Origin of the sequence: Streptomyces sp. NBC_01235 (assembly GCF_035989285.1) — a bacterium.
Classification (GTDB): domain Bacteria; phylum Actinomycetota; class Actinomycetes; order Streptomycetales; family Streptomycetaceae; genus Streptomyces.
This window is the reverse complement of record NZ_CP108513.1, coordinates 9,770,467-9,790,217: the sequence shown is the minus strand read 5'-3', so window position 1 is coordinate 9,790,217 and position 19,751 is coordinate 9,770,467. Positions and strand designations below refer to the sequence as shown.

General features: G+C 67.9%; 14 protein-coding genes and 1 pseudogene. 3 read left to right on the top strand and 12 right to left on the bottom strand.

The features are described from left to right. Nucleotides 1-19: 19 nt before the first annotated feature. The 7 genes from OG289_RS44025 to OG289_RS43995 form a co-directional block, all read right to left on the bottom strand. Complete coding sequence (locus OG289_RS44025; RefSeq protein WP_327319619.1) at nucleotides 20-217, bottom strand: hypothetical protein; 198 nt, start codon at nucleotides 215-217, stop codon at nucleotides 20-22. Between the two features lie 19 nt (nucleotides 218-236). Next, nucleotides 237-635 (bottom strand): hypothetical protein, encoded by a 399-nt coding sequence (locus tag OG289_RS44020; RefSeq protein ID WP_327319618.1) that lies wholly within the window; start codon nucleotides 633-635, stop codon nucleotides 237-239. An 11-nt stretch (nucleotides 636-646) separates the two neighbouring features. Continuing rightward, complete coding sequence (locus tag OG289_RS44015; RefSeq protein WP_327319617.1) at nucleotides 647-1,966, bottom strand: hypothetical protein; 1,320 nt, start codon at nucleotides 1,964-1,966, stop codon at nucleotides 647-649. 66 nt (nucleotides 1,967-2,032) lie between these two features. Next, entirely contained in the window at nucleotides 2,033-2,788 is a 756-nt protein-coding gene (locus OG289_RS44010) for a hypothetical protein (RefSeq protein WP_327319616.1), read from the bottom strand. 78 nt (nucleotides 2,789-2,866) lie between these two features. Continuing rightward, nucleotides 2,867-5,647 (bottom strand): hypothetical protein, encoded by a 2,781-nt coding sequence (locus OG289_RS44005; protein ID WP_327319615.1) that lies wholly within the window; start codon nucleotides 5,645-5,647, stop codon nucleotides 2,867-2,869. 212 nt (nucleotides 5,648-5,859) lie between these two features. Next, the gene (locus OG289_RS44000; RefSeq protein WP_327319614.1) at nucleotides 5,860-7,335 is read right to left on the bottom strand and encodes a nucleotide-binding protein; all 1,476 of its coding nucleotides are present in this window, start codon (nucleotides 7,333-7,335) and stop codon (nucleotides 5,860-5,862) included. Nucleotides 7,336-7,545: 210 nt separating this feature from the next. Further along, nucleotides 7,546-8,277, bottom strand: coding sequence for an alpha/beta fold hydrolase (locus tag OG289_RS43995; protein ID WP_327319613.1), 732 nt, complete (start codon nucleotides 8,275-8,277; stop codon nucleotides 7,546-7,548). 565 nt (nucleotides 8,278-8,842) lie between these two features. Here OG289_RS43995 and OG289_RS43990 point away from each other — a divergent pair. From OG289_RS43990 to OG289_RS43980, 3 genes are all read left to right on the top strand, one after another. Further along, nucleotides 8,843-9,910, top strand: coding sequence for a LacI family DNA-binding transcriptional regulator (locus OG289_RS43990; RefSeq protein ID WP_442819127.1), 1,068 nt, complete (start codon nucleotides 8,843-8,845; stop codon nucleotides 9,908-9,910). 186 nt (nucleotides 9,911-10,096) lie between these two features. Continuing rightward, a complete protein-coding gene (locus OG289_RS43985) occupies nucleotides 10,097-12,154 on the top strand; it encodes an RICIN domain-containing protein (RefSeq protein WP_327319611.1) in 2,058 nt (685 codons plus the stop codon). A 342-nt stretch (nucleotides 12,155-12,496) separates the two neighbouring features. Further along, nucleotides 12,497-14,620, top strand: coding sequence for a glycoside hydrolase family 2 protein (locus OG289_RS43980; protein WP_327319610.1), 2,124 nt, complete (start codon nucleotides 12,497-12,499; stop codon nucleotides 14,618-14,620). Between the two features lie 30 nt (nucleotides 14,621-14,650). Here the strand turns inward: OG289_RS43980 and OG289_RS43975 are convergent. The 5 genes and pseudogenes from OG289_RS43975 to OG289_RS43955 form a co-directional block, all read right to left on the bottom strand. Next, nucleotides 14,651-14,881 (bottom strand): annotated as a pseudogene (locus OG289_RS43975) (transposase family protein); the annotation flags it as partial. Between the two features lie 656 nt (nucleotides 14,882-15,537). Further along, entirely contained in the window at nucleotides 15,538-15,771 is a 234-nt protein-coding gene (locus tag OG289_RS43970) for a MarR family winged helix-turn-helix transcriptional regulator (RefSeq protein ID WP_327319609.1), read from the bottom strand. Next, nucleotides 15,750-16,157 (bottom strand): hypothetical protein, encoded by a 408-nt coding sequence (locus OG289_RS43965; RefSeq protein ID WP_327319608.1) that lies wholly within the window; start codon nucleotides 16,155-16,157, stop codon nucleotides 15,750-15,752. The genes OG289_RS43970 and OG289_RS43965 overlap by 22 nt, the downstream gene beginning before the upstream one ends. Nucleotides 16,158-16,358: 201 nt before the next feature. Beyond that, nucleotides 16,359-18,416: an RICIN domain-containing protein gene (locus OG289_RS43960; RefSeq protein ID WP_327319607.1), complete on the bottom strand. Its 2,058-nt coding sequence runs from the start codon at nucleotides 18,414-18,416 to the stop codon at nucleotides 16,359-16,361. A gap of 223 nt (nucleotides 18,417-18,639) precedes the next feature. Beyond that, on the bottom strand, nucleotides 18,640-19,704 hold the full coding sequence (locus tag OG289_RS43955) for a LacI family DNA-binding transcriptional regulator (protein ID WP_327319606.1): 1,065 nt from the start codon (nucleotides 19,702-19,704) through the stop codon (nucleotides 18,640-18,642). Nucleotides 19,705-19,751: the final 47 nt, after the last annotated feature.

The window sequence follows — 19,751 nt, the reverse complement described above, 5'->3', positions numbered from 1 at the left end:
AACACTCCGGGCCGCGAGCTCAGCTGAGGGCCTCGTGCAAGGCCTCGTAGATTCCCGACACGAGGTCCTGGCGGGTCTCCTCGGCGATGTCTCCCGCCAGGACCACCTCGATCGGGAAGTGGAAGTGGAGGTCCGCCCCCGGACCGGAGACCACGACGGGCTCCGGCCCTGCGACCTCGGGCAACGTGCCCTCGGGTTCGACTTCCTGATGCGACATGGGGTCCTCCGCACTCCGGTCAGGCGCTGGTGGGGGTGACTTCCAGGCAGACGCAGTTGAAGGTGGTGGTGGGCACGCCGTCGATGAGGATCGTGCTCGCCGCGGACGTGATGTAGCAGTCGTTGAACACGATCTGCTGGAACGTCCAGTCGTTGCCGGAAGCCTCCTGGAGCCCGATGTTGAAGCTCTTGTGCTCCAGAGCCATCTGGGTGAGCTTGGCGACCGCCGGGCCGATCGCCTTCACCGCCATGGAGAAGGTGAACGCCTTGGGCTGGACGACGTGGGCGACGTTGTCGGCCTCCAATGAGTGCAGGGGCTGCACCGGACTGTTGAACGTGGGGTTGAAGGAGTCGATGGGGGTGACCACGGTGGTGTCGAGCATCACCGTCAACCGGGTGTCCCACTTGACCTCGGGCATCTCATCGCTCCTTAACCCTTGAGAACCAGCTTGACTGCGATCTGGTGGATCACGCCCGCGTAGACGACCGAGACCTCCATGTCGACATTTCGGCCGCTCCGCCCGTTGCCGATCTGTACAAGCTCGTCGGCGTTCAAGGTGGCGCGCTCGCGTTCCAGGAGCACGAGCAGCGGGATGTGGATGGTGTAGTCCTCGATCACGCCCCGGGTCACCAGCGGTGAGAGCACGCTCTGGACTAGCGTCACGACCGTGCGCAGGCCCGGGCGGTCGATGCGGAGGTCTCCGACGGCCTCGATCAGCGCGGCCTTGATGCGGAAGCTGATGTCGTCGAGCGTCCGCACGATGTCGATGTACTTCTTGTTGCCGCTCGGGCTGGCGGTGAGTCCCTCGCCCAGGTACAGGCCGTGCCCGGGGAGCATCACCGGGCTCGTCACCCAGTTGATCGAGTTCTCGTAGTAGGTCTGGGTCTCGGTGGCCGTGAAGAGGTCGGGCATCTCGATGGAGACGGGCTTGAGCAGGAGGGAGATGTGGGGTTCGTGGCCCGCGATCACTCCGGCCACCGCCGCGGCCACGTCGTCCTTCGCCGACTTGTGGGCGACCAGAACCATCCGGTTGTCGTGGATCGCCCCCTTGTTCAGGGCGATCTGCTTGGCCTGCGTCAGCGTCTGGTCCAGCATGGCGACCCCGATGCGCTCATTGCCGTCTCCACCGGTGTTGGAGACCTCGGCGACGTGCTTCGCCAGGCGTTCGACCGGGTGGTTGCTGCTCGGCTGCTCGTTCAGCGGAGTGTTGGCGAGCACCACGATCTGCGCCGGGACGTCCTTCGCCGCCGTGAGCGCGGTGGACCAGGCCGGACTGTCGAAGGCCACCTCAAGGCCCCAGACCCGGGTCGGGGGCGGGGTCTGCCGGAAGGCCAGCGAGATGGCGGCGGCGAGGTCGCTCAGGCCCAGCCCGACCACCGGGTCGTCCACCGCGTGAGCGGTCTTCAGCTCCTTGTCGAGAGTCAAGGTGAACTTGCCACCCGCCGCGTCGTCCACCGCCGTGATCGTGCCGACCTCGACCGCCTCCTCCTTCCCGATCGCGACCTCTGTACCGATCGGGAACTTCGCCGCGGCGGTGGCGGTCCTCTTGGGGGGTTCGACCTTGTCCGTCAGCTTCGTCGTCCCCTGCGGGTACGCCTTCACGGCCTCGCTCGGGTAGGTGAACGACTGGGCCGGCGAACCCGTGCTCCCGAGGGCTCCCTTGCCGATGACAAGGATGTCCCCGAAGGCTCTGGTGGCGGGCGTGAAGAGATCACTGCTCGCTGTGACAGTGACGTAGTTGAACGGCATCGACTGCTCCTCACCGTGTGCGCGCCCGGTCTCCGAGGGCTGGGCGCGGCCGGTGCCCGCCGGCCTTCAGGGTGCCGTCTCGAAGGCGGCGACGAATCCCTGGGTCGCCAGCAGATCGCCGACCAGTTGCTCGGTCGTCTGTGACGGTTCGTCAGTCGTGGTGGCGGGGAAGACCGCCAGCCACGCGCTGGAGGCGAGCATGGTGCCGCCGTCGTGGACCTCCGGCTGCGGGCTCGCCGCGTCGACCGCCCGTCTGGCCTGGCTGAGCCGGCGCAGCGCGTCGACGAGGTCGAGGCGGTCGAAGAAGAGGGCCGACACCCGCAGGGGGAGGCTGCGGGGCGGCGCTGTCGGATCGAAGGGGGGTGGATCGGCGTACTGGAGCCGGTAGGGCCGCTCGAACTCGTCCTGCCGTGCCCCGGCGCCGTCGGCTGCCGCCCATGGCTCCGCGTCCACGGAGGCGAGGAGGCTGCCGGCCGGTGCCGCTTTCACCGCGACCACGGTCTCCAGCGACATGTCGATCCAGTGGACGGGGGGTGTCGCCGGGATCTCGACGGTGGCCCGGGCCTGTTCGGTCGTGGGGATCGACTTGTCCCACGATCCGTGGACGGCGATCGAGGCGTGGACGGCGGTCTGGAACTCCGTGTGGGCGATCTCGACGGACTCCACCGACCTGATGTCGAGGAAGGACGGGTCGTAGACGGAGACCAACAGCGACCGCACGCGCTCGTGCTCCGGGTCGGTGGCGGGAAGGAGCAGCGTCTTCACGTTCTCCGGCCGCAGGTACCGGAGCGTCAGACCGTCCGTGAAGGGAATCGCTGACATCTCGCTGTCACCTTTCCAACGTACGCCGAGGAGATGGTCGGGTCATTACGGGCCGGGCAGCCTCGATCTCCGCCCGCGTCAGCCGGTATTGAACTGGGGGAGGCAGTAGGCGCAGCCGTTGTAGCCGCGGGCCAGAGCCTCCTCCATGCGCGCGTACGGCTTCTTGTTCGCCGAACTGAGCCGTTCCCAGAAGGGACAGGTCTCGATGTGCACCTCGCCGCTCCTCGGGTTGCCGAAGAACCACTCGTGCAGGTCCTTGACGGCGGTGATCTCGATCGTCATGCGTCCGGCCACTTCATGGTCCTGGACCTGGGTGGCGATGAAGTCGTAGTCCTTGAGGTGCACGGCCTCGTGGGAGAAGTCGATGGTGAGGTCGGCCGACACCTCGTCGTTGGCGTCGAGCCGGAAGCCGTCGACGACCGCCGTGTCGCCACCCGACATCTGCAGCGTGGAGCGAACCGGTCCGGTCTCCGTCACCTCGACGTGGCTGAGGGTGGCGGGCTCGACGATGCGGCTCAAGGTCCGGATGGTGATCTGGGTGTCCGGCGGCATGGCCGTGGCGTCCAGCTCCCACGAGCCGTCCGTCGCCGTCGGCGCCCCCCGAAGTGTGATGGTCATTCTGGTCTGGCCGCCGAGGACGGACTTCTGCGGGTACACGTTGCGCTGGCCCACGTTGTTGTCGAAGCGTACGAGGCGGTCGTGCGGCACCGACGCACCCGAGGTGGCGACGACGGCGGGGTCGTCCGAACCGTCCACGACCGCGATCAGGCATTCGTGATCGGGGATGGTCGGTGTCCAGGGGAAGGGTCCGACGCGTACCGATCCGCCGGGTGGGATCGGTACGTTGATCATCTCCTTGCTGATGACCTTGAAATGGTCGGGCCACGTCATGCCGGTGCCCGGGTCGCACCGGCGCGTCTCGACCGTGAACCTGTCCGCCTGGGCCTCGGCGGTCCCACGGTTGTGCACGCGCACGTACAGGTAGTTCGGCCGATTCATGATGGGTTCCTGGTGCCCCGCCTCCGGGTCGTCCCCGGGGCCGATCTCGTTGCGGACCCAGATGTCGGGGGACGTCCAGAACGGGTCCGTGTCGCTGCCGCTCGGCACGAGGCCGGTGTCCCCCGGCCTGTCCGCGATGAAGACGTCGACGTCGGGCTTCGCAAAGAGTCCCTGGCGGACGAACGCGTCGTTCATCACGTTGCGGTGCAGACCGCCGTTGACCGTGACGTCCGCGGCGATGAGGGTCTCGGCCAGGTGGACGGCGTTCTTCTTGCTCTGTGTGGTGTCCGCCCCCAGGCGCGGCACCGTCGCCAGAAGGGTCTTGATCATCTTGTCGGCGGCCTTCTGCCGCACGACACCGTCTTTCGACTTCCCGCCCATGCCGAGGTAGCACTGCCACAGCGCCGAAGCCAGCATGGAGGCGCGCAGGTCGGCGGTGTAGTCGTCGAAATCCGCGTCGTCGAAGCGCTGGGTCAGGTCGAGCCGGCGGTCCCGGCTCCACGCGTCCTGAAGGTTGTTGTCGAAGGGGAACGTCTCGGTCCGGCGGTTCCCTGCGGGGTTGAACCGGTCTCGGTAGATGCCGGCCATGGCGTCGCAGATGCTGTGCTCGTACTCCAAGGTGCCCGTCGCGCCGGGCCGGAGCCATTGCACGACCCCGTGCGTGTACTCGTGCACGATGATGCCGAGGTCGGCGGCCCCGGGCACGAGTTTCATGTCAAAGCGCATCCGCGGGGGTGTCGTCGTGCCGATCCACTCGCTCTTGTCGGTGCTCTCGGCTCCCTGCGGGTCGACCTCGACCTGGACCATACGGGCGTTGAGCGTCGGGTTGCCCAGGCTGCGGAGATAGCGGGCGAAGGAGTCGGTCCAGTAGTAGGCGTTCGCACTGAGGAATGCCTTGTTCTTGGGGTGGGTGTCGAACACAAAGGTGGCCGAGTCCGATTTCGGCTGGGGGAAATCCGGGGCATCCCAGTCGCTGCAGCGGCACCACTCTCCCTCGAGGTGGAACATTCCGTCGCCGTCGGCCGGCGCGATCTCCGTCTGGACCTCGTGGGCGAACGGCTTCAGCTCGGCGTCGGTCGACAGGGAACTCAGCGAGCCGTCGTTCGACTCCGTCACGGGGTCGGGCACGTAGACGTTGAGCGTCGCCGTCACGTACTTCCCCGCGACCTCGATCCAGAACAGCTTCCCGCCGACGGCGTCCACGACGACCCGGAAGTGCTCGAAGGGGCCGGTGGTCGCGACGACGAGGTCGTGGACGAGGTGCAGCTTGCCGTCCGGGCGCCTCTTCCCCTTGCTCAGGAGCGCGACCGAGGCGGCGGGGCGATCGGCCGCCGGCAGCGGGGGCCTGGACGTGTCCCGCAGGTAGACCAGGTTGTCGCGGACGACGGCAGCGGCTTCGTACCCCTCGCGGAAGGGCGCGAGCGCGCTCCTCTCGACGACGTCGGGGGCCTGGGCCTCGCTCGCGTCGGGGGCGTCGGAGACGTCGGGCTCCGTCGTGTTCTCCACCTGCACGACGGCCGCCCGGCCGGTGTCGGCCACCATCTGGAGCGTGGCTCCCAGGATGGGCACGTCCTGGTGGAACTGTTGATAGCGGACGTTCAGCGTCGCCGTGTCCTGGTCGTGGCCGACCTCACGGAGGTCCGCGCCCTCCGTCCCGAGGTCCTTCGCACGCTCTCGTACGAAGGTGTTGACGGCCCTTCGGGCGGTCGGCGCGCGGAAGAGGGTCGCGCCCGGGTCGAGGTACCTGCGCAGGACGCCGTCGGCGCCCCTGTGCTCACCGACCCCGGGAACCAGCCTCAGGGGCAGGTCGGGCTGCGGGCCCGGGTCGTTCCTGTGCCTTCGTTCCTCGTTTCGGCCCATGACATGCTCCTTTGCGCACACGGATCCATACCCCCCGGCGGCCCGCCCCTCGGAGATCGACGCCGTCGCGCGGACACAACAGTCGGTCGGCCGCTGCGGCGCGGATGACGGTGGGATTCGCCAAGGGGCCTCCGCGGAAATAGGAGTCGGGACGGTCGGCAGCACGGCGCTCTGTGGCACCGAGAAGAGAATGCGGCCGGAGCGGGCGGTCGTCAGACCGTCCCGCAGGGCGCACGGTTCCGTGGCGTCCAGGTCGACCGTGTGGCTGCCGGCGCTTCCGACGTTCGCACCGGGGAGGGGGTTGGCCTCCTCGCCGACCGGAGTGCCGAACTCCTCCATGGCCGCAGGGCCCACGTAGGTCGGAACGGTGGCAGGGAGCCGTGCCACGCCGACCGCGTTGGGCCGGCCTGCACGACGATGTCGGGCACGTGGTCGGTTCCGTCGATCGGCACGCCCTCGGCGTCGACGAGGACATCATCGACGGCGACTGTGCCCGGGAGTTCGTGGACGATCGCGGTCTCGAGATCGCCGACAATCATCCGCGACCGGCGTTCGGCAGCCTCGGCGAAGATGCTTTTCTGGCTGTTCGTCAGCCCCTGGCGGAACCTGCCGTCGGTCTGGAAGAGCGAGGAGGTGCGGGCGATCTTCGCCGCGGGTTCCCTGTCGGCAACCGCCATGTACGTTTCAAGGGTACTGTCGCTCTGCCTGCCGCCCATGGCTCCTGCTCCCATCGCCTGCAGCCGCGGCCCCCTCACCAGCTTAGCCACATGCACACTGGTTGACCACGCAACCAGATTGGTTGAGAACTTCATTGCTCGGCAGCCGTCCTGATCTGCCGTCACTGTCTCTCGAACCGCCATGCCGCGATGTCTCGGCAGCGGATGCGGACGACTGCGGCCGACCGGGTGGAGCGGTCGGTGGGCCACGGCGGCCGGCGAAGTCGGCAGACCGCCGGCGGCCGGCACCACGCCGGTCGTGTCCCTGCGGCGAGCGCGGGCAAGGGCCAAGTGTGGCGGAGGGCTGTCCTCGAAGGGGAGGGCGCACTCCTTCACCACGGCGCGTACGGCCGGTGGCGGACAGCGCGTGTTCCGCGGTCGGGGCTCTCCCAGCAGATCGGCCGGACGACCGTCGGACTCTCCCGGCTCCCGTGAGACCGCGCAGTGGTGCTCGAGCCGAGGGTCAGCGGAGTGTGGGTCGGCTGGACCAAGGGCCGACCGTACGCATACCACCTCACACCGATACGGCCGGCCATGTCCTGAGGCGTCCCGGACGGCTGTCCGAGGGCAGTCTCGGCAAGGATGCCCGCTCTGGCGGTTGCGGACGAGACTTTCCTCCTCCGTACGGTACGTGCGGTCGGGGTCGCCCTTGAAGGAAAGCCAGTTGAAGGAGGTCGTCACCCAAACGTCGTCGTGGACGAGGCCCTTGGCGTGGGTGCTCTTGAGCCGGGTGAAGGTGACTTTGTCCCTGTACCGGTTGGCGAGGTTGGTGAGCTTACGGACGGCTACTGGGTCGAGGTCGATGACCAGGACTCGTTTGCGGAACTCCGCGGAGAGGAACTCTGCGAGCCCTGCCGTGGTCGTGGTCTTCCCGACGCCGCTTTTCGGATTGACGGTTGAGATGACATGAGCTTGGGAGCCATGTGCTTCTTCCTCCGTTTGAGGTGGCGCCGAATCCGACTCGCCCGACATCCGGACCACTCCGCGGGTCCGCGAGGGGAGCCGGCGTCCGTCTACGACCCCGGCGGGAAGAACGGCACCCGTTTCCTGGTGATGCAGTACGTGATCGGGCCCGCGCCGGCTGATCATTCCAAGGGGTGTCTTGTGGCTGAGGGTCACAGCTGAGTGCGCGGTCGCTGTCGAGGTGTTCAGGGGCGCCAGGTGATTTTGGCTGTGGCGCGCTCAGTTGACGGCAGAGAGCTGGCGGGCGAAGCGGCGGACGGCATCAGTGAAGGCATCCGGGTCGTCGAAGTTCGCGAGGTGTCGTGCCCGCGGGATCAATTCGACGCGAGCGTGCGGATGCGCCCGGGCGAAGTCCGCCTCCTCGGCGCGGAAGACGGCGTCCTTCTCGCCGTTCAGGATGAGGACCGGAGCCTTCACATAACGCATCGCACCCGCGTCGAAGCGTCCGAATACTTCGCCCCAGGCTGCCGGCAGGGTATGGAAGGCGTAGCCGGAGCGAATGGTCGCCTCCACCACTTCCCGTGGGTAGAGCCGCAGCAGCAACCGGTCGTTCCACCGGGCCAGGCGATCCGCCGGCATACGAGGGACCAGCCTGGCGACCCACCGATAGGGCACTGCCCGGAGGCCGCGGGTGGAGGCGCTGGCTCCCGCGAGGATCAGCCCGCGCAGTTGTTCCGGACGGCGCCGCGCGAACTCCAGCGAGGCATATCCGCCGAGCGAGTGTCCGACGACCAGAGCCGGCCCGCGGTTGATCGAGTCCACCGCGGAAGCGATGATCTCCGTCGCAGTGCTCAGGCTCCAGGGCTGAGCCGAGCGCTCTCCGTGGCCGGGCAGGTCGACGGCGACTACCGGGAATTCGTCCCGGAGAGCGGCAAGCTGCATGCTCCACTGTCCCGCGCTGAAGCGCGTCCCGTGAACGAAGACTATGGGCACTGCATCCGCTGCTGTCATCAGTCCCCCAGGTGACACCGTCCTCAGGCCGACTCTACCGGCGGGATCTTCCTCGCGATCAAGGGAGATGCCAGAAGGTGGTCAAACGGCCAACTGTGTGGCGCTCAGTCACGTGTTTCCGGAGACGAGAACGAGGGCGTCCAAGATCGTTGTGTGACGAACAACCTGGACACTTTCGCGACAGCACTCTGGGCGACGACCGACGATCCGCTGTCAAGACTCCGCGTTCAGTAAGTCATGACGGACCGGGTTCGGCCACAAGCCGCACATGCGGGCAGCCGGACCGGACGGACAGGGCCGACATGACTACCCCTCGAACCGTCCCGGGCGGAGCAATTACCACTTGAACTGGAGGAATGCATGCCGGGCGCGCCTTCCTCAGGCACCTGCGGCACCTCGCTCCGCCCGGCCACGGGCCTCGACGGCCGCCAACACCAGAGCCAAGTGGCGTTGCGAGAACTCTTGACGCGCGGTCGGTGAATGCGTACACATTGACCGCGCGGTCAGACCGCGTGGTCATGTTACTGACCTCGTTCGATGTATGCACTGGCCCATGGGAGACTTCATGACACAAGGGGTGGAGCGCGGTGCGGGCTCCTCCGCTCCGCGCAGTGCTGACGTGGCCAGGCTGGCCGGCGTCTCACGCAAGACGGTCTCCAGGGTCCTCAACAACGAGCCGTACGTCTCCGACGAGGCCCGCCGACGTGTCCTCGCGGCCGCCGAGGAGCTCGGCTACCGGCTGAACCACGCCGCCAGGGCACTTGCCTCGGGACGCACCCGTTCCATCGGTGTCGTCGCTCTGGGAACCGCCGGGTATGGAACCGCCTCCCTGCTCGTGGGCATTGAGCAGGCCGTACGGGACGCCGGGTACGCGCTGCGCGTGGTGAACACACCGGACGGCGCCCCTGAGAGCATTGCCGACGCCGTGGAAGCACTCCTCGAACAGGGCGTGGACGGCGTCGTCGTCTCCGAACCCATTGTCGAAGGAGAAGTCCCGCTCGGTGTCGACGTGCCGGTCCTCTTCCTCGGAGCGCCACCAGCCTTCGCTGCCGCCCGGACACTGACCGTCGGTGTGGGTGCCCAACAGCTGGCGCGCGCGGCCACCGAACACCTGCTGGACCTGGGACACCCGACCGTCCATCACCTCGCGGGGCCGCGGCGGTGGTACGCCACCAAGGACCGCATCGAAGGATGGCGTGCGGCGCTGGCGGCACGAGGCGCGCACGAACCGCCTCTGCTGAACGGTGACTGGTCGGCGGCCTCCGGGTATGCCGCGGGCCGCGAGCTGGCCTCGGACCGCTCGGTGACCGCGGTGTTCGCCGCGGGCGACGAGATGGCCATCGGACTGATCCACGGCCTACGGGAAGGCGGACGTCGTGTGCCGGAGGACATCAGTGTCGTCGGTTTCGACGGCAACCCCGTCTTCGCCTACGTCTCCCCTCCCCTGACCACCGTCCGTCAGCCTTTCGAGGCCGCGTCAAGCGAAGGAATCCGGCTTCTCCTCCACGCCATCGAGAACCCCGACACCGAACTGCCACCCGCGAATGACCCACCCGTCGAACTCGTCGTCCGCGGCTCGACCGCACCCCCGCCCTCCCTCTGGCCCACCCCGCATGCCACTGAGCAGGCGTAGGCCCAAACGCCCGGGGCGCCCACATCTCGCCATTCCGCGTTTGCGCGCCGCGCCCCCTGCGCTCGCGAGTCGCGCCCGGCTGTTCCCCGGGTTGTCGCGCACAACGAACTCCATCGCTTCCGCCGGATCTGTCCCAGGGACGGCGGGCACGAAACACCCGTTCCCTTCCCCGCTCGGGAGCCACACATGTCCCCCGCACAGTCAAGCGCCAGACCCGACGCCGCTCCACGTCCCCGCCCCGCCACTCTCCTGTTCCCGCTGCTCGCCCTGATCGTCGCGGCGGCGACACTGGTCCTGCCCGCCGCGGGCAGGGCAGACGCCATCTCCCGCCCCGCCCAGACGATTTACACGCCGCCGTCCAGCTCCCCCGCCCCCGGCTCGCTCTACCCGCGAGGACTGCGCCTGCAGCACAACGGCTCGGCCAACGGCACCATCCTCGCCACCTTCGAGCAGTACACCAACAGCACCCCCGTCTTCCCGATCTACCGCAGCACCGACAACGGCACCTCCTGGACGAAGATCTCCGAGGTCGCCGACACCCAGAACGGCTGGGGCATGCGCTGGGAGCCCGAGCTCTTCGAACTCCCCAGGGCCATGGGCGGCTTCCCGGCCGGCACGATCCTGGCCGCCGGTGACTCAGTCCCTGCCGACAGGTCGGCGACCAAGATCGACCTGTACGCCAGCACCGACCGCGGGCAGACCTGGACCTTCGTCACCAACATCGCCACCGGTGGCGAGGCGATATCCAGCAACGGCCACACCCCCGTGTGGGAGCCCTACTTCCTGGCGTCCGGCGACAAGCTGATCGTCTACTACTCCGACCAGCGCGACACCGCCCACGGCCAGGAGATCGTCCACCAGGTCTCCACGGACCTTCGCACCTGGGGCCCGGTCGTGGACGACGTGTCGAAGCCGACCTACGCGGACCGGCCCGGCATGCCGGTGGTCACCCAACTGCCCAACGGCAACTACGTCATGACCCACGAGTACTGCAACGCCCCCGAGGGCGGCTGCTCCGTGTACTACAAGATCTCCGCCGACCCCGAGGCGTTCAACTCCGCCACCGACCAGGTCCTGCGGGCGACCGACGGCACGATCCCCAGCGGGGCGCCATTCGTCACCTGGCTGCCCACCGGCGGCCCGGGCGGCACCCTCGCCGTCAGCGGCGACACCGTGGAAGACCTGTTCCTCAACACCCAGAAGGGTGACCCGAACGCCTGGACCCGCATCCGCGCCAACGTCCCCCGCGGCTACAGCCGCGACCTGCTGCCCATGCCCGACGGGCACAGCCTGATGGTGTTCAGCGCGGGCCGCGCGGGAGTGAGCACCCTGAACCCCGTGCAGTACAGCGTCATCGACCTGGGCGGCGGGATCTCCGACGGCGCCACCTACACCGTCTCCAACGCGGGCAGCAACCTGATGCTGACCATCGCGGGCGGCTCCACCACCAACGGCACCGCCGCCACCCAGCAGAACGCCGACAACGCCACCGACCAGCAGTGGCGCTTCACCCAGCAGCCCTCCGGCTACTTCAAGATCTTCAACACCGCCAGCGGCAAGGTCCTCGGCGTGCAGAGCCAGTCCACCGCCGACGGCGCCAAGATTCTCCAGTGGGACGACAACGGAACCCTCGACCACGAATGGGCCATCGCCCCCCACCCCGCCGGCGGCTACACGCTCACCAACCGCGTCACCGGCAAGCTGCTCGAAATCCCGGGCGCCTCCACCGCCACCGGCACCGCCGCCGACCAGTGGAGCACCTCCGGCTGCGCCTGCCAGCGCTGGAACCTCACCCAGACCGCCCTGCCCCCGCTGGGCACCGGACAGTACGTCCTCGTCAACAAGAACAGCGGCAAGTACCTCGACATCCCCGGCGCCTCCACCGCCACCGGCACCGCCGCCGACCAGTGGCGTAACTCCGCCTGCAACTGCCAGCTGTTCACCTTCCAGTCCGCCGGCAGCGGCGCCTGGACCATCAAGAACGTCAACAGCAACCTCAACCTGGACATCCGCAACTCCTCCACCACGGCAGGCGCGGCCATCGTCCAGAACACCGCCTCCAACACCGACTCGCAGAAGTGGACGCTCACCGACGCGGGCAACGGCTACTACAAGCTCCGCAACGTGAACAGCACCCTCATCGCGGGCGTCGCCCAGTCCTCCACCGCCGACGGCGCAGCCGTCGTCCAGTGGAACAGCCTCGACGTCGACGACCAGCTCTGGAAGATCGTCCGCATCAACTGACCCAACGAAAGGCAGGGGTGACCGGCTTCTCGCAGGCGCGGGCTCGCCGACCGGACCGACGAGCCCGGCCACCCCTGTTCCGAACCGCGTCCACCGCCCGCAGCCGTGTCGCAACGACTCACCGTCCGCACCCTCATGTCCGAGAACCACATCTCGTGCGACTGCGGCGCCGCGATCCGGGAGAACGGCCGGCTGGACGCGAGCTGCAACCGGGACACGTCTCCCGGTTGCACCTCGCGCAGCCGGTCACCCGACCCGGATGCCACCGGCCCACCGCGTTCGTCGGCGTGACGCGTGCCGAGAAGACCTACCGCTTCATCTCTGGAAGAAGTGAGTTCTGACATGACAGGTTCCCCTACTCGCCGGCACGTGCTGAGCGGGGCAGCTGCAGGAGTGCTGGCCTCGTTGGCGGGGATTCCGCTTGCCGGTACCGCGTCCGCTGCGACCTACACGGCGCCGAATCCGCGTGTGTGGGTACACATCAATGATGGGTGGCGATTCATCAGGCAAGACGTCGCAGGTGCGCAAGCGCCCGGGTTCGATGACTCCGCATGGGCTTCGGTCACCACGCCCCACACCTGGAACGCCGTCGACGGTGCCGACGGCGGCAACAACTACTACCGCGGAGTGGGCTGGTATCGCCGCCATTACACAGCGTCTTCCGAACTCGCCGGGAAAAGGCTGTACTTGCAGTTCGCCGGGGTCAACCAGGTCGCCGACGTCTGGGTCAACGGCATGTATCTCGGGCAGCACAAAGGCGGATACGCCCGGTTCAGGTTCGACGTCACCGGCGTGCTCGTCCCCGGCGGGAACAACGTGATCGCCGTGAAGGTGACCAACGCCTACGACACCGGCATCGCGCCGGTGAGCGCGGACTACTCCTTCGAGGGCGGCATCTACCGCAACGTGAGCCTGTGGGCCATCGACAACCTTCACGTGCGGATGACGGACTACGCGGGTCCCGGCGTCTACCTACGGCAGAGCAATGTGACCACGGCGTCGGCCTCGGTGACCGTGACGACGAAGCTGTGGAACGACAACAGCGCCACCAGATCGGTGGTGGTCCGCACCGTCATCGCCGACAGCAGCGGGAACGTCGTCGCGGACACCAGCACCACTGCGCGCTCCCTTGCCGCGGCCACCGGCGCGGACATCAGTCAGACCGTCACTGTCAACAGCCCACGCCTGTGGAACGGTCTGGCGGATCCGTACCTCTACAACGCCAGCGTCGAGATCCACGACGTCACCGCGGGCGCGGACAGGGTCACTGATGTGGTGACCGAACGCCTGGGCCTTCGCTCCGTCGCGATCGATGCCGGCACCGGCTTCCGGCTCAATGGCAGCCACCTCGGCCTGCACGGCGTCAACCTGCACCAGGAGCGGGCCGTCAAGGGCTGGGCGATAACCGACGCCGACCACACCCAGGACTTCGACCTCATCCAGGAAGTCGGCGCCAACACCATCCGGATGGCCCATTACCAGCACGACCAGAAGGACTACAGCCTCGCTGACGAACGCGGGCTGATCGTGTGGGCGGAGATCCCCGTGGTCAACTCTGTCACCGACTCGACCGCCTTCACCGCCGGCACTCAGAATCAGATGCGTGAGCTGATCCGGCAGAACTACAACCACCCGTCGATCGTCTTCTGGGGCATCGGCAACGAGCAGACCGACTACAACGGCACCGCCACGAACACGCTGCTCCAGTCACTGGCCGACATCGTCGCGTCCGAGGACCCCGACCGGCTCTCCACCTACGCCGTGCGCGGCGAAGACCCCGACGACGCGCAGTCAGGGCTGCACACGCAGACAACGGGCTTCAACAAGTACCTCGGCTGGTACTACGGCTCCAAGGACGGTGAGCTGGGTGCATGGGCCGACAACCTGCACACCACCTCCCCGTCCCGCAGGATCGCCGTGTCGGAGTACGGCGCCGGCGCCAACACCACCCAGCACGCCCTCAACCCGCCGAAGCCCTCACCGGGTGGCTCGTGGCACCCCGAGGAGTACCAGTCGCTGTTCCACGAAGCGGCCTGGAAGCAGCTCGCCGCCCGTCCGTACATCTGGGGCTCGTTCGTCTGGGCCATGTTCGACTTCGCCTCCGACGGCCGTAACGAAGGAAGCCGGCCCGGCATCAACGACAAGGGCCTGGTCACCCACGACCGGCAGATCCGCAAGGACGCCTTTTACTGGTACAAGGCCAACTGGGCGAGCACTCCGACTCTTTACATCACCAGCCGACGCTGGACCCAGCGCACCGACGCCACCACCGAACTGAAGGTCTACTCCAACGCAAGTCAGGTCACCGCCACTCTCAACGGCACCTCCCTGGGGACCCTGAGCGGTAGCGACCACATCTTCAGGTGGGCCAACATCACACTGAAGCCGGGGCAGAACACCGTGGCAGTGACCGCGACCATCAACGGCTCCACGTATACCGACAGCATCGACTGGACTCTCGGCTGAAAACCTCAACCTTCAGAAGAATGAGCCTTTTCAGCGCTGCCGCTCCAGAGTGAGGACGGCAGCAGAGATCGACGACATTCGATTCGGGCCGCACCGGGACCTGCGGAAGATCCGCCACGACTTCAGTCGTGCGACGCCGCGCTCGACCGGTGCCCGTGGCCTGGACTGCGTGCGGTTGACGGTTCGCCGGGTTGGCGTGAGGCCACGGCCTGGCGGACGCCCGCGAGGTGTCGTCACCCATGGTCCGGCTCCGTGCGACGCCGCGCTCGACCACCCCGTCCGCATGTCCGTTGCGCTCGGCAAGCGTGGCGTAGAGCTGGTCGAGATCGTCGTTGATGGGCACGTCAGCCGGACTGCGACCGCGGCAGGACCCAGCCGGGCGACCGGGACGTCGAGCTCGCACTGTCGACGGCCGACCATGCAGACGGTGGCGCCCTCAGCGACAGAACGTTCGGCGGCGCCGAGTCCCAAGCCGGTGGCGCCCCCGGTACGACAACCGTGCGCCCTTCGAATCGCTTCAGGTCTGACGTTGCTCCAGTTGGTGAGCTTGGAGGAAGGTCCGCTGTTACCTGGGTCCAGCAGGGCCAGGCAGGTCTGCCTTCATCGGCGTAGCTACGATGGGGTGGAGACGACCATCGGTGAGTTCCTGCGAACCCGACGCGAGCGCATCACGCCTGAACAGGCGGGGCTGCCCCCGTTGGACGAGTTCACGCGAGGTCGGGGAGAAGCCGTGCGGCCAGCCGCAGTGGGTGTCGAAGGCGTAGACGAGCTTCGTCGAAGACCTCGGCAAAGGTGTGGCACCCACAGGATGCGAGCGGTTCGCCTGAGGAAACAGTAGCTGACATGTCAGGCATTTTCGACGTGTGTGAGGCGGCCACACCACCGTGGTGGCGCCATCGCACCAGCGTGGCCGCAGGTCAGGGCAGCCGGGGCAGCACGTCCCGAGCCGTGTGACTGAGGATCCGGAGACTTTCCGCGAAGCGCTCGCGATCCACCGCGGGGAGGGGCTGCACGAAATACCGCTTGATGTTCTCCAGGTGCACCACAGACGCGCGTACGGCCGTCTCCTCGCCCAGCGGGGTCAGCCGCACCAGCTTCCCGCGTCGGTCCTCGGGGGATTCCGCGCGCGTCACGAGACCCGCCGCCTCCATGCGGTCCACCAGCCGGGTGGCGCCGCCGTGGTGAGGACCCGCTCCTGGGCGATGGCCCGCATCGAAAGCCCCGGCTCGCCCGCTCGTCCGAGGATCAGCAGCACCTCGAAGACCAGGTGGCGGATGCCGCACTCCACCTCGAGCGCCCGCCCGAGGATCAGCAGCACCTCGAAGACCAGGTGGCGGATGCCGCACTCCACCTCGAGCGCCCGCCCGAGGATCAGCAGCACCTCGAAGACCAGGTGGCGGATGCCGCACTCCACCTCGAGCGCCCGCCCGAGGATGTACTCCAGCCGGTTCGCGGCCCCCTGCAGTCGTCCGAACGCCAGAATGAGCTCATGGTCGGCAGCCTCCTTCGCCGTCCTGATCTCCGCTTCCTCGCCCACGACCGCGCCGCCCCTCTCGTCGTCCCGGTACCAGCGGACCGATCATGCCGGGGCCGACCGGGGCAGCGCAGTCGGCTCATCCGGGCATGCGGGACAGTCGTGCCATGCAATTCCGGCATCGAACGACACAGAGCCTCCTGCACAGGGGTCACCATGCGACCCCGCGCCGGCAGGAGGCTCTGTGAAGGGGCCAGTAGTCGGTCAGTTGATTCGGACGATCTTCCAGAGCTGGTCGTCGACGTTCAGGTCCGTCCACTGGACGACGGGAGCGCCGTTGCTGGTGGAGGACTGGGCGACGCCGGCGTTGAGGCCGCTGTTGACGTTCTTGAGTTCGTAGTAGCCGTTGCCCGCGTCGGCGAGCGTCCACTTCTGTGAGTTGGCGGCGGAGGGCGTGTTCTGGACGACGACGGCTCCCGCGGCGGTGGAGCCGCTACGGATGTCGAGGTTGAGGTTGCTGTTGGCGTTCTTGATGGTCCAGGCCCCGCCGCCGGCGGACTGGAAGGTGTACATCTGGCAGAAGCAGGCGGAGTTCTGCCACTGCTGGGCGGCGGTGTTGGTGGCCGTCGAGCCCTGGGGGATGTCGAGGTACTTGCCGCTGTTCTTGTTGACGAGAATGTACTGTCCGGTGCCCAGCGGCGGCAGGGCGGTCTGGGTGAAGTTCCAGCGCTGGCAGGCGCAGCCGGTGTCGCTCCACTGGTCGGCGGTGGTGCCGGTGGTGGTGGAGGCGTTGGGGATCTCGAGGTACTTGCCGGTGACGCGGTTGGTGAGCGTGTAGCCGCCGGCGGGGTGGGGGGCGACGGCCCATTCGTGGTCGAGGGTGCCGTTGTCGTCCCACTGAAGGATCTTGGCGCCGTTGGCGGTGGACTGGTTCTCCACGCCCAGGACCTTGCCGCTGGCGATGTTGAAGATCTTGAAGAAGCCGGAGGGCTGCGCTACGAGGCGCCACTGCTGGTCGGTGGCGTTGTCGGTGTTCTGCTGGGTGGCGTAGGCGCCGTTGGTGGTGGAGCCGCCCGCGATGGCGAGCTTCAGGCCACTGTTCGCGTTGGACACCGTGTAGGTGGCGCCGTCCGAGATACCGCCACCCAGATCGATGGTGCCGTACGTGACAGGGTTATGGAGGTTGCTGCCACCGCTCCCTCCACTGAGCACCAGCAGGCTGTGGCCGTCGGCCAGGGGCAGCATGCCGCGGCTGTAGCCGCCGGCGACAGTGGAGTTGATGCGCGTCCAGGTGTCCGCGGCGCCGTTGGCCGTGTTGAGGAACAGGTCGCCCGTGCTGTAGGTGCTGACGACGAGGGTGCCGTTCGGGCCGCCGGTGGGCAGCCATGTGATGTACGGGGTGCTGGTCGGGACCACGCCGTCCGTCGAACGCAGGGGTATGCCTGTGACGGAGTTGAACGCCTCCGGGTCAGCGGAGATCTTGTAGTAGACGGCGAAGTTGCCCGCGGGGGAACCGCCGTACTCGTACGTCATGACGTAGTTGCCGTTGGGCAGCTTGGCGACGGTGGGCATGCCCGGGCGCTGGCTGTAGGTGGGCATCGCCACGTCGTCCACGACCGGGCCCCAGGTGCGGACGTCCGTGGAGACCTGGTGCACGACCTTCTGGCCGTGGGCGGGGTCGCGCTGGTCGGAGTAGTAGACGATCAGCTTGCCGCCGGAGACGAGGAAGAAAGGCTCCCATACGGGAGTGTTGCCGTTCGTGTCGAAGGCCGCGCCGCCCGTGGCGATGTTGCTGACGAAGGTCCAGGTCTGCCCTCGGTCGGTGCTGGCATAGACATCGATCTTGATGGCCGAGCGGTCGGCGGGGACGGAGGCTCCGGCGGCGAGAATGGTGCCTGCCGGGAAGTCGCCCATCGCTGTGGGAAGTTCGAAGAGCTCGGGCTCCCAGCGCATGCCCCAGCCGTTCTGCGTGTCGGCGACCTCGGAGATCTTCGTCCAAGCGTTGCCGTTGTCGGTGCTGCGGTAGATCGGGAAGACAGGTGTGCCAGTGGTGTACTGCTCGAACGTCGCCAGCATCGTGCCGTTGGCCGAGCCGTTGTACCGCATGCGCATCGCCCGCGGGTAGAGCGACCCGGGCGAGGGCGCATCCGACGGCGGCGTGTACATCGTCTGCGACGGCCGGGCCAGAGCGTCCGCGCGGCCCGCGGCGGGCAGAACCAGCGTCGCCACCGCGGACAGCAGGGCGAACAACAACGTCAGCAGGAAGAGGGGACGGGAACGCGGAGCGGCGCCGGGTCTGGCGCCTGTCTGCGCAGGGGACATTGCGGCTCCCAGGGGAAGGGATGGAGGTGTGTTTCTGTGCCCGCCGTACGCCGGACTGATCCATGCGCGGAACGGCGGAGTCGATGAGTGAAGTCAGCCGACGCGACGGCGCCCGACGTCGCGGCGACGATGGCTCCGACGAGCCTCTCGGAACGAGGGCCCTCGGGCGACAGAGGTGCGGCTCATGCGTGGCCCCTTCTCAACGTGCAACGGGGGCAGTTGCTCAAATGGTGCGAGGCACCGTCTCTCCGCGGCGGGAGGGCGGTGGCGCGGTCGAGCCGCGGACGACGAGATCGACCGGTGGCTCGCTCGCCGGAGGCACATCCTTCTCCGGCTGCTCGACGGCGTGCACGAGCAGCCTGATGCCCTCTCGTGCCGCGGCGTCGAAGGGCTGACGCACAGTGGTCAGCGGCGGGGTGACGTAGGCGAAGACGGGGTTGCCGTCGAAACCGACCACGCTGATGTCCTCCGGCACCCGCCGGCCGGCCTCCCGCAGGGCCTGGATCAGGCCGATGGCCATCTCGTCACCCGCCGCGAACACCGCGGTCACCGAGCTGTCCGCAGCCAGTACGCGGCCTGCCGCGTAACCGGATTCGGGTGACCAGTCGCCTTGGATCACCGGCGGTTCGGGCGCGCCCCGTGCCGCCAACGCCGCCCGCCAGCCCTCGGCACGGTCCTTCGAGGCGTACCAGCGTTGCGGGCCCGCGAGGTGGTGAACGGTCGTGTGCCCCAGATCCAGCAGGTGGTCTGTGGCCGCCCGTGCCAGCGCATGGGCGCCGACGCCCACCGTCAGGGTCCGGTCGGAGGGGATGGACGGCGGCGCCCCCAGAAACAGGACCGGCACGTCGATCCTGACGGAGACCTCGCCTTCCACGACGGGCTCGGAGACGACGATCCCGTCAACTCCCTGTTCAAGGAGCGCCATCACAGCGCCGGCGATGCCTTCGGGGTCCCCGTCCGGCGTGTTGACCACACGCAACGCGTAACCGGCGTCGCGTACGGCCTTCTCGATGCCCACGAGCAGCATGGCGGTTCCGTACCCGGCCGTCCCCAGGGCGACGACACCGATGGAACGATTCCGGCCCGAGGCCAGTGCCCTGGCCGCGTGATTCAGCCGGTACCCGAGTTTCTCGGCGGTATCGAGGACGCGTTGCCGGACCGTGTCGGAGACGTACGGCTCGTTGTTGAGGACCCGCGACACCGTCTTGCGCGAAACGCCGGCCACACGGGCCACATCCGCGCTGCGCGGCGCGGGCGAACCCGCACTGCGTCCCACCACTGGTGTCATGAGAGCTCCTGTCGGCCGTATGCCTGCTGCCTGCCGTCTCGCCGTCT

What these genes read in the sequence shown, in the direction of transcription:
- OG289_RS44025 (WP_327319619.1), bottom strand. Translation starts at nt 217, where the DNA reads ATGTCGCATCAGGAAGTCGAACCCGAGGGCACGTTGCCCGAGGTCGCA.
- OG289_RS44020 (WP_327319618.1), bottom strand. Translation starts at nt 635, where the DNA reads ATGCCCGAGGTCAAGTGGGACACCCGGTTGACGGTGATGCTCGACACC.
- OG289_RS44015 (WP_327319617.1), bottom strand. Translation starts at nt 1,966, where the DNA reads ATGCCGTTCAACTACGTCACTGTCACAGCGAGCAGTGATCTCTTCACG.
- OG289_RS44010 (WP_327319616.1), bottom strand. Translation starts at nt 2,788, where the DNA reads ATGTCAGCGATTCCCTTCACGGACGGTCTGACGCTCCGGTACCTGCGG.
- OG289_RS44005 (WP_327319615.1), bottom strand. Translation starts at nt 5,647, where the DNA reads ATGGGCCGAAACGAGGAACGAAGGCACAGGAACGACCCGGGCCCGCAG.
- OG289_RS44000 (WP_327319614.1), bottom strand. Translation starts at nt 7,335, where the DNA reads ATGTCGGGCGAGTCGGATTCGGCGCCACCTCAAACGGAGGAAGAAGCA.
- OG289_RS43995 (WP_327319613.1), bottom strand. Translation starts at nt 8,277, where the DNA reads ATGACAGCAGCGGATGCAGTGCCCATAGTCTTCGTTCACGGGACGCGC.
- OG289_RS43990 (WP_442819127.1), top strand. Translation starts at nt 8,843, where the DNA reads ATGACACAAGGGGTGGAGCGCGGTGCGGGCTCCTCCGCTCCGCGCAGT.
- OG289_RS43985 (WP_327319611.1), top strand. Translation starts at nt 10,097, where the DNA reads ATGTCCCCCGCACAGTCAAGCGCCAGACCCGACGCCGCTCCACGTCCC.
- OG289_RS43980 (WP_327319610.1), top strand. Translation starts at nt 12,497, where the DNA reads ATGACAGGTTCCCCTACTCGCCGGCACGTGCTGAGCGGGGCAGCTGCA.
- OG289_RS43970 (WP_327319609.1), bottom strand. Translation starts at nt 15,771, where the DNA reads ATGGAGGCGGCGGGTCTCGTGACGCGCGCGGAATCCCCCGAGGACCGA.
- OG289_RS43960 (WP_327319607.1), bottom strand. Translation starts at nt 18,416, where the DNA reads ATGTCCCCTGCGCAGACAGGCGCCAGACCCGGCGCCGCTCCGCGTTCC.
- OG289_RS43955 (WP_327319606.1), bottom strand. Translation starts at nt 19,704, where the DNA reads ATGACACCAGTGGTGGGACGCAGTGCGGGTTCGCCCGCGCCGCGCAGC.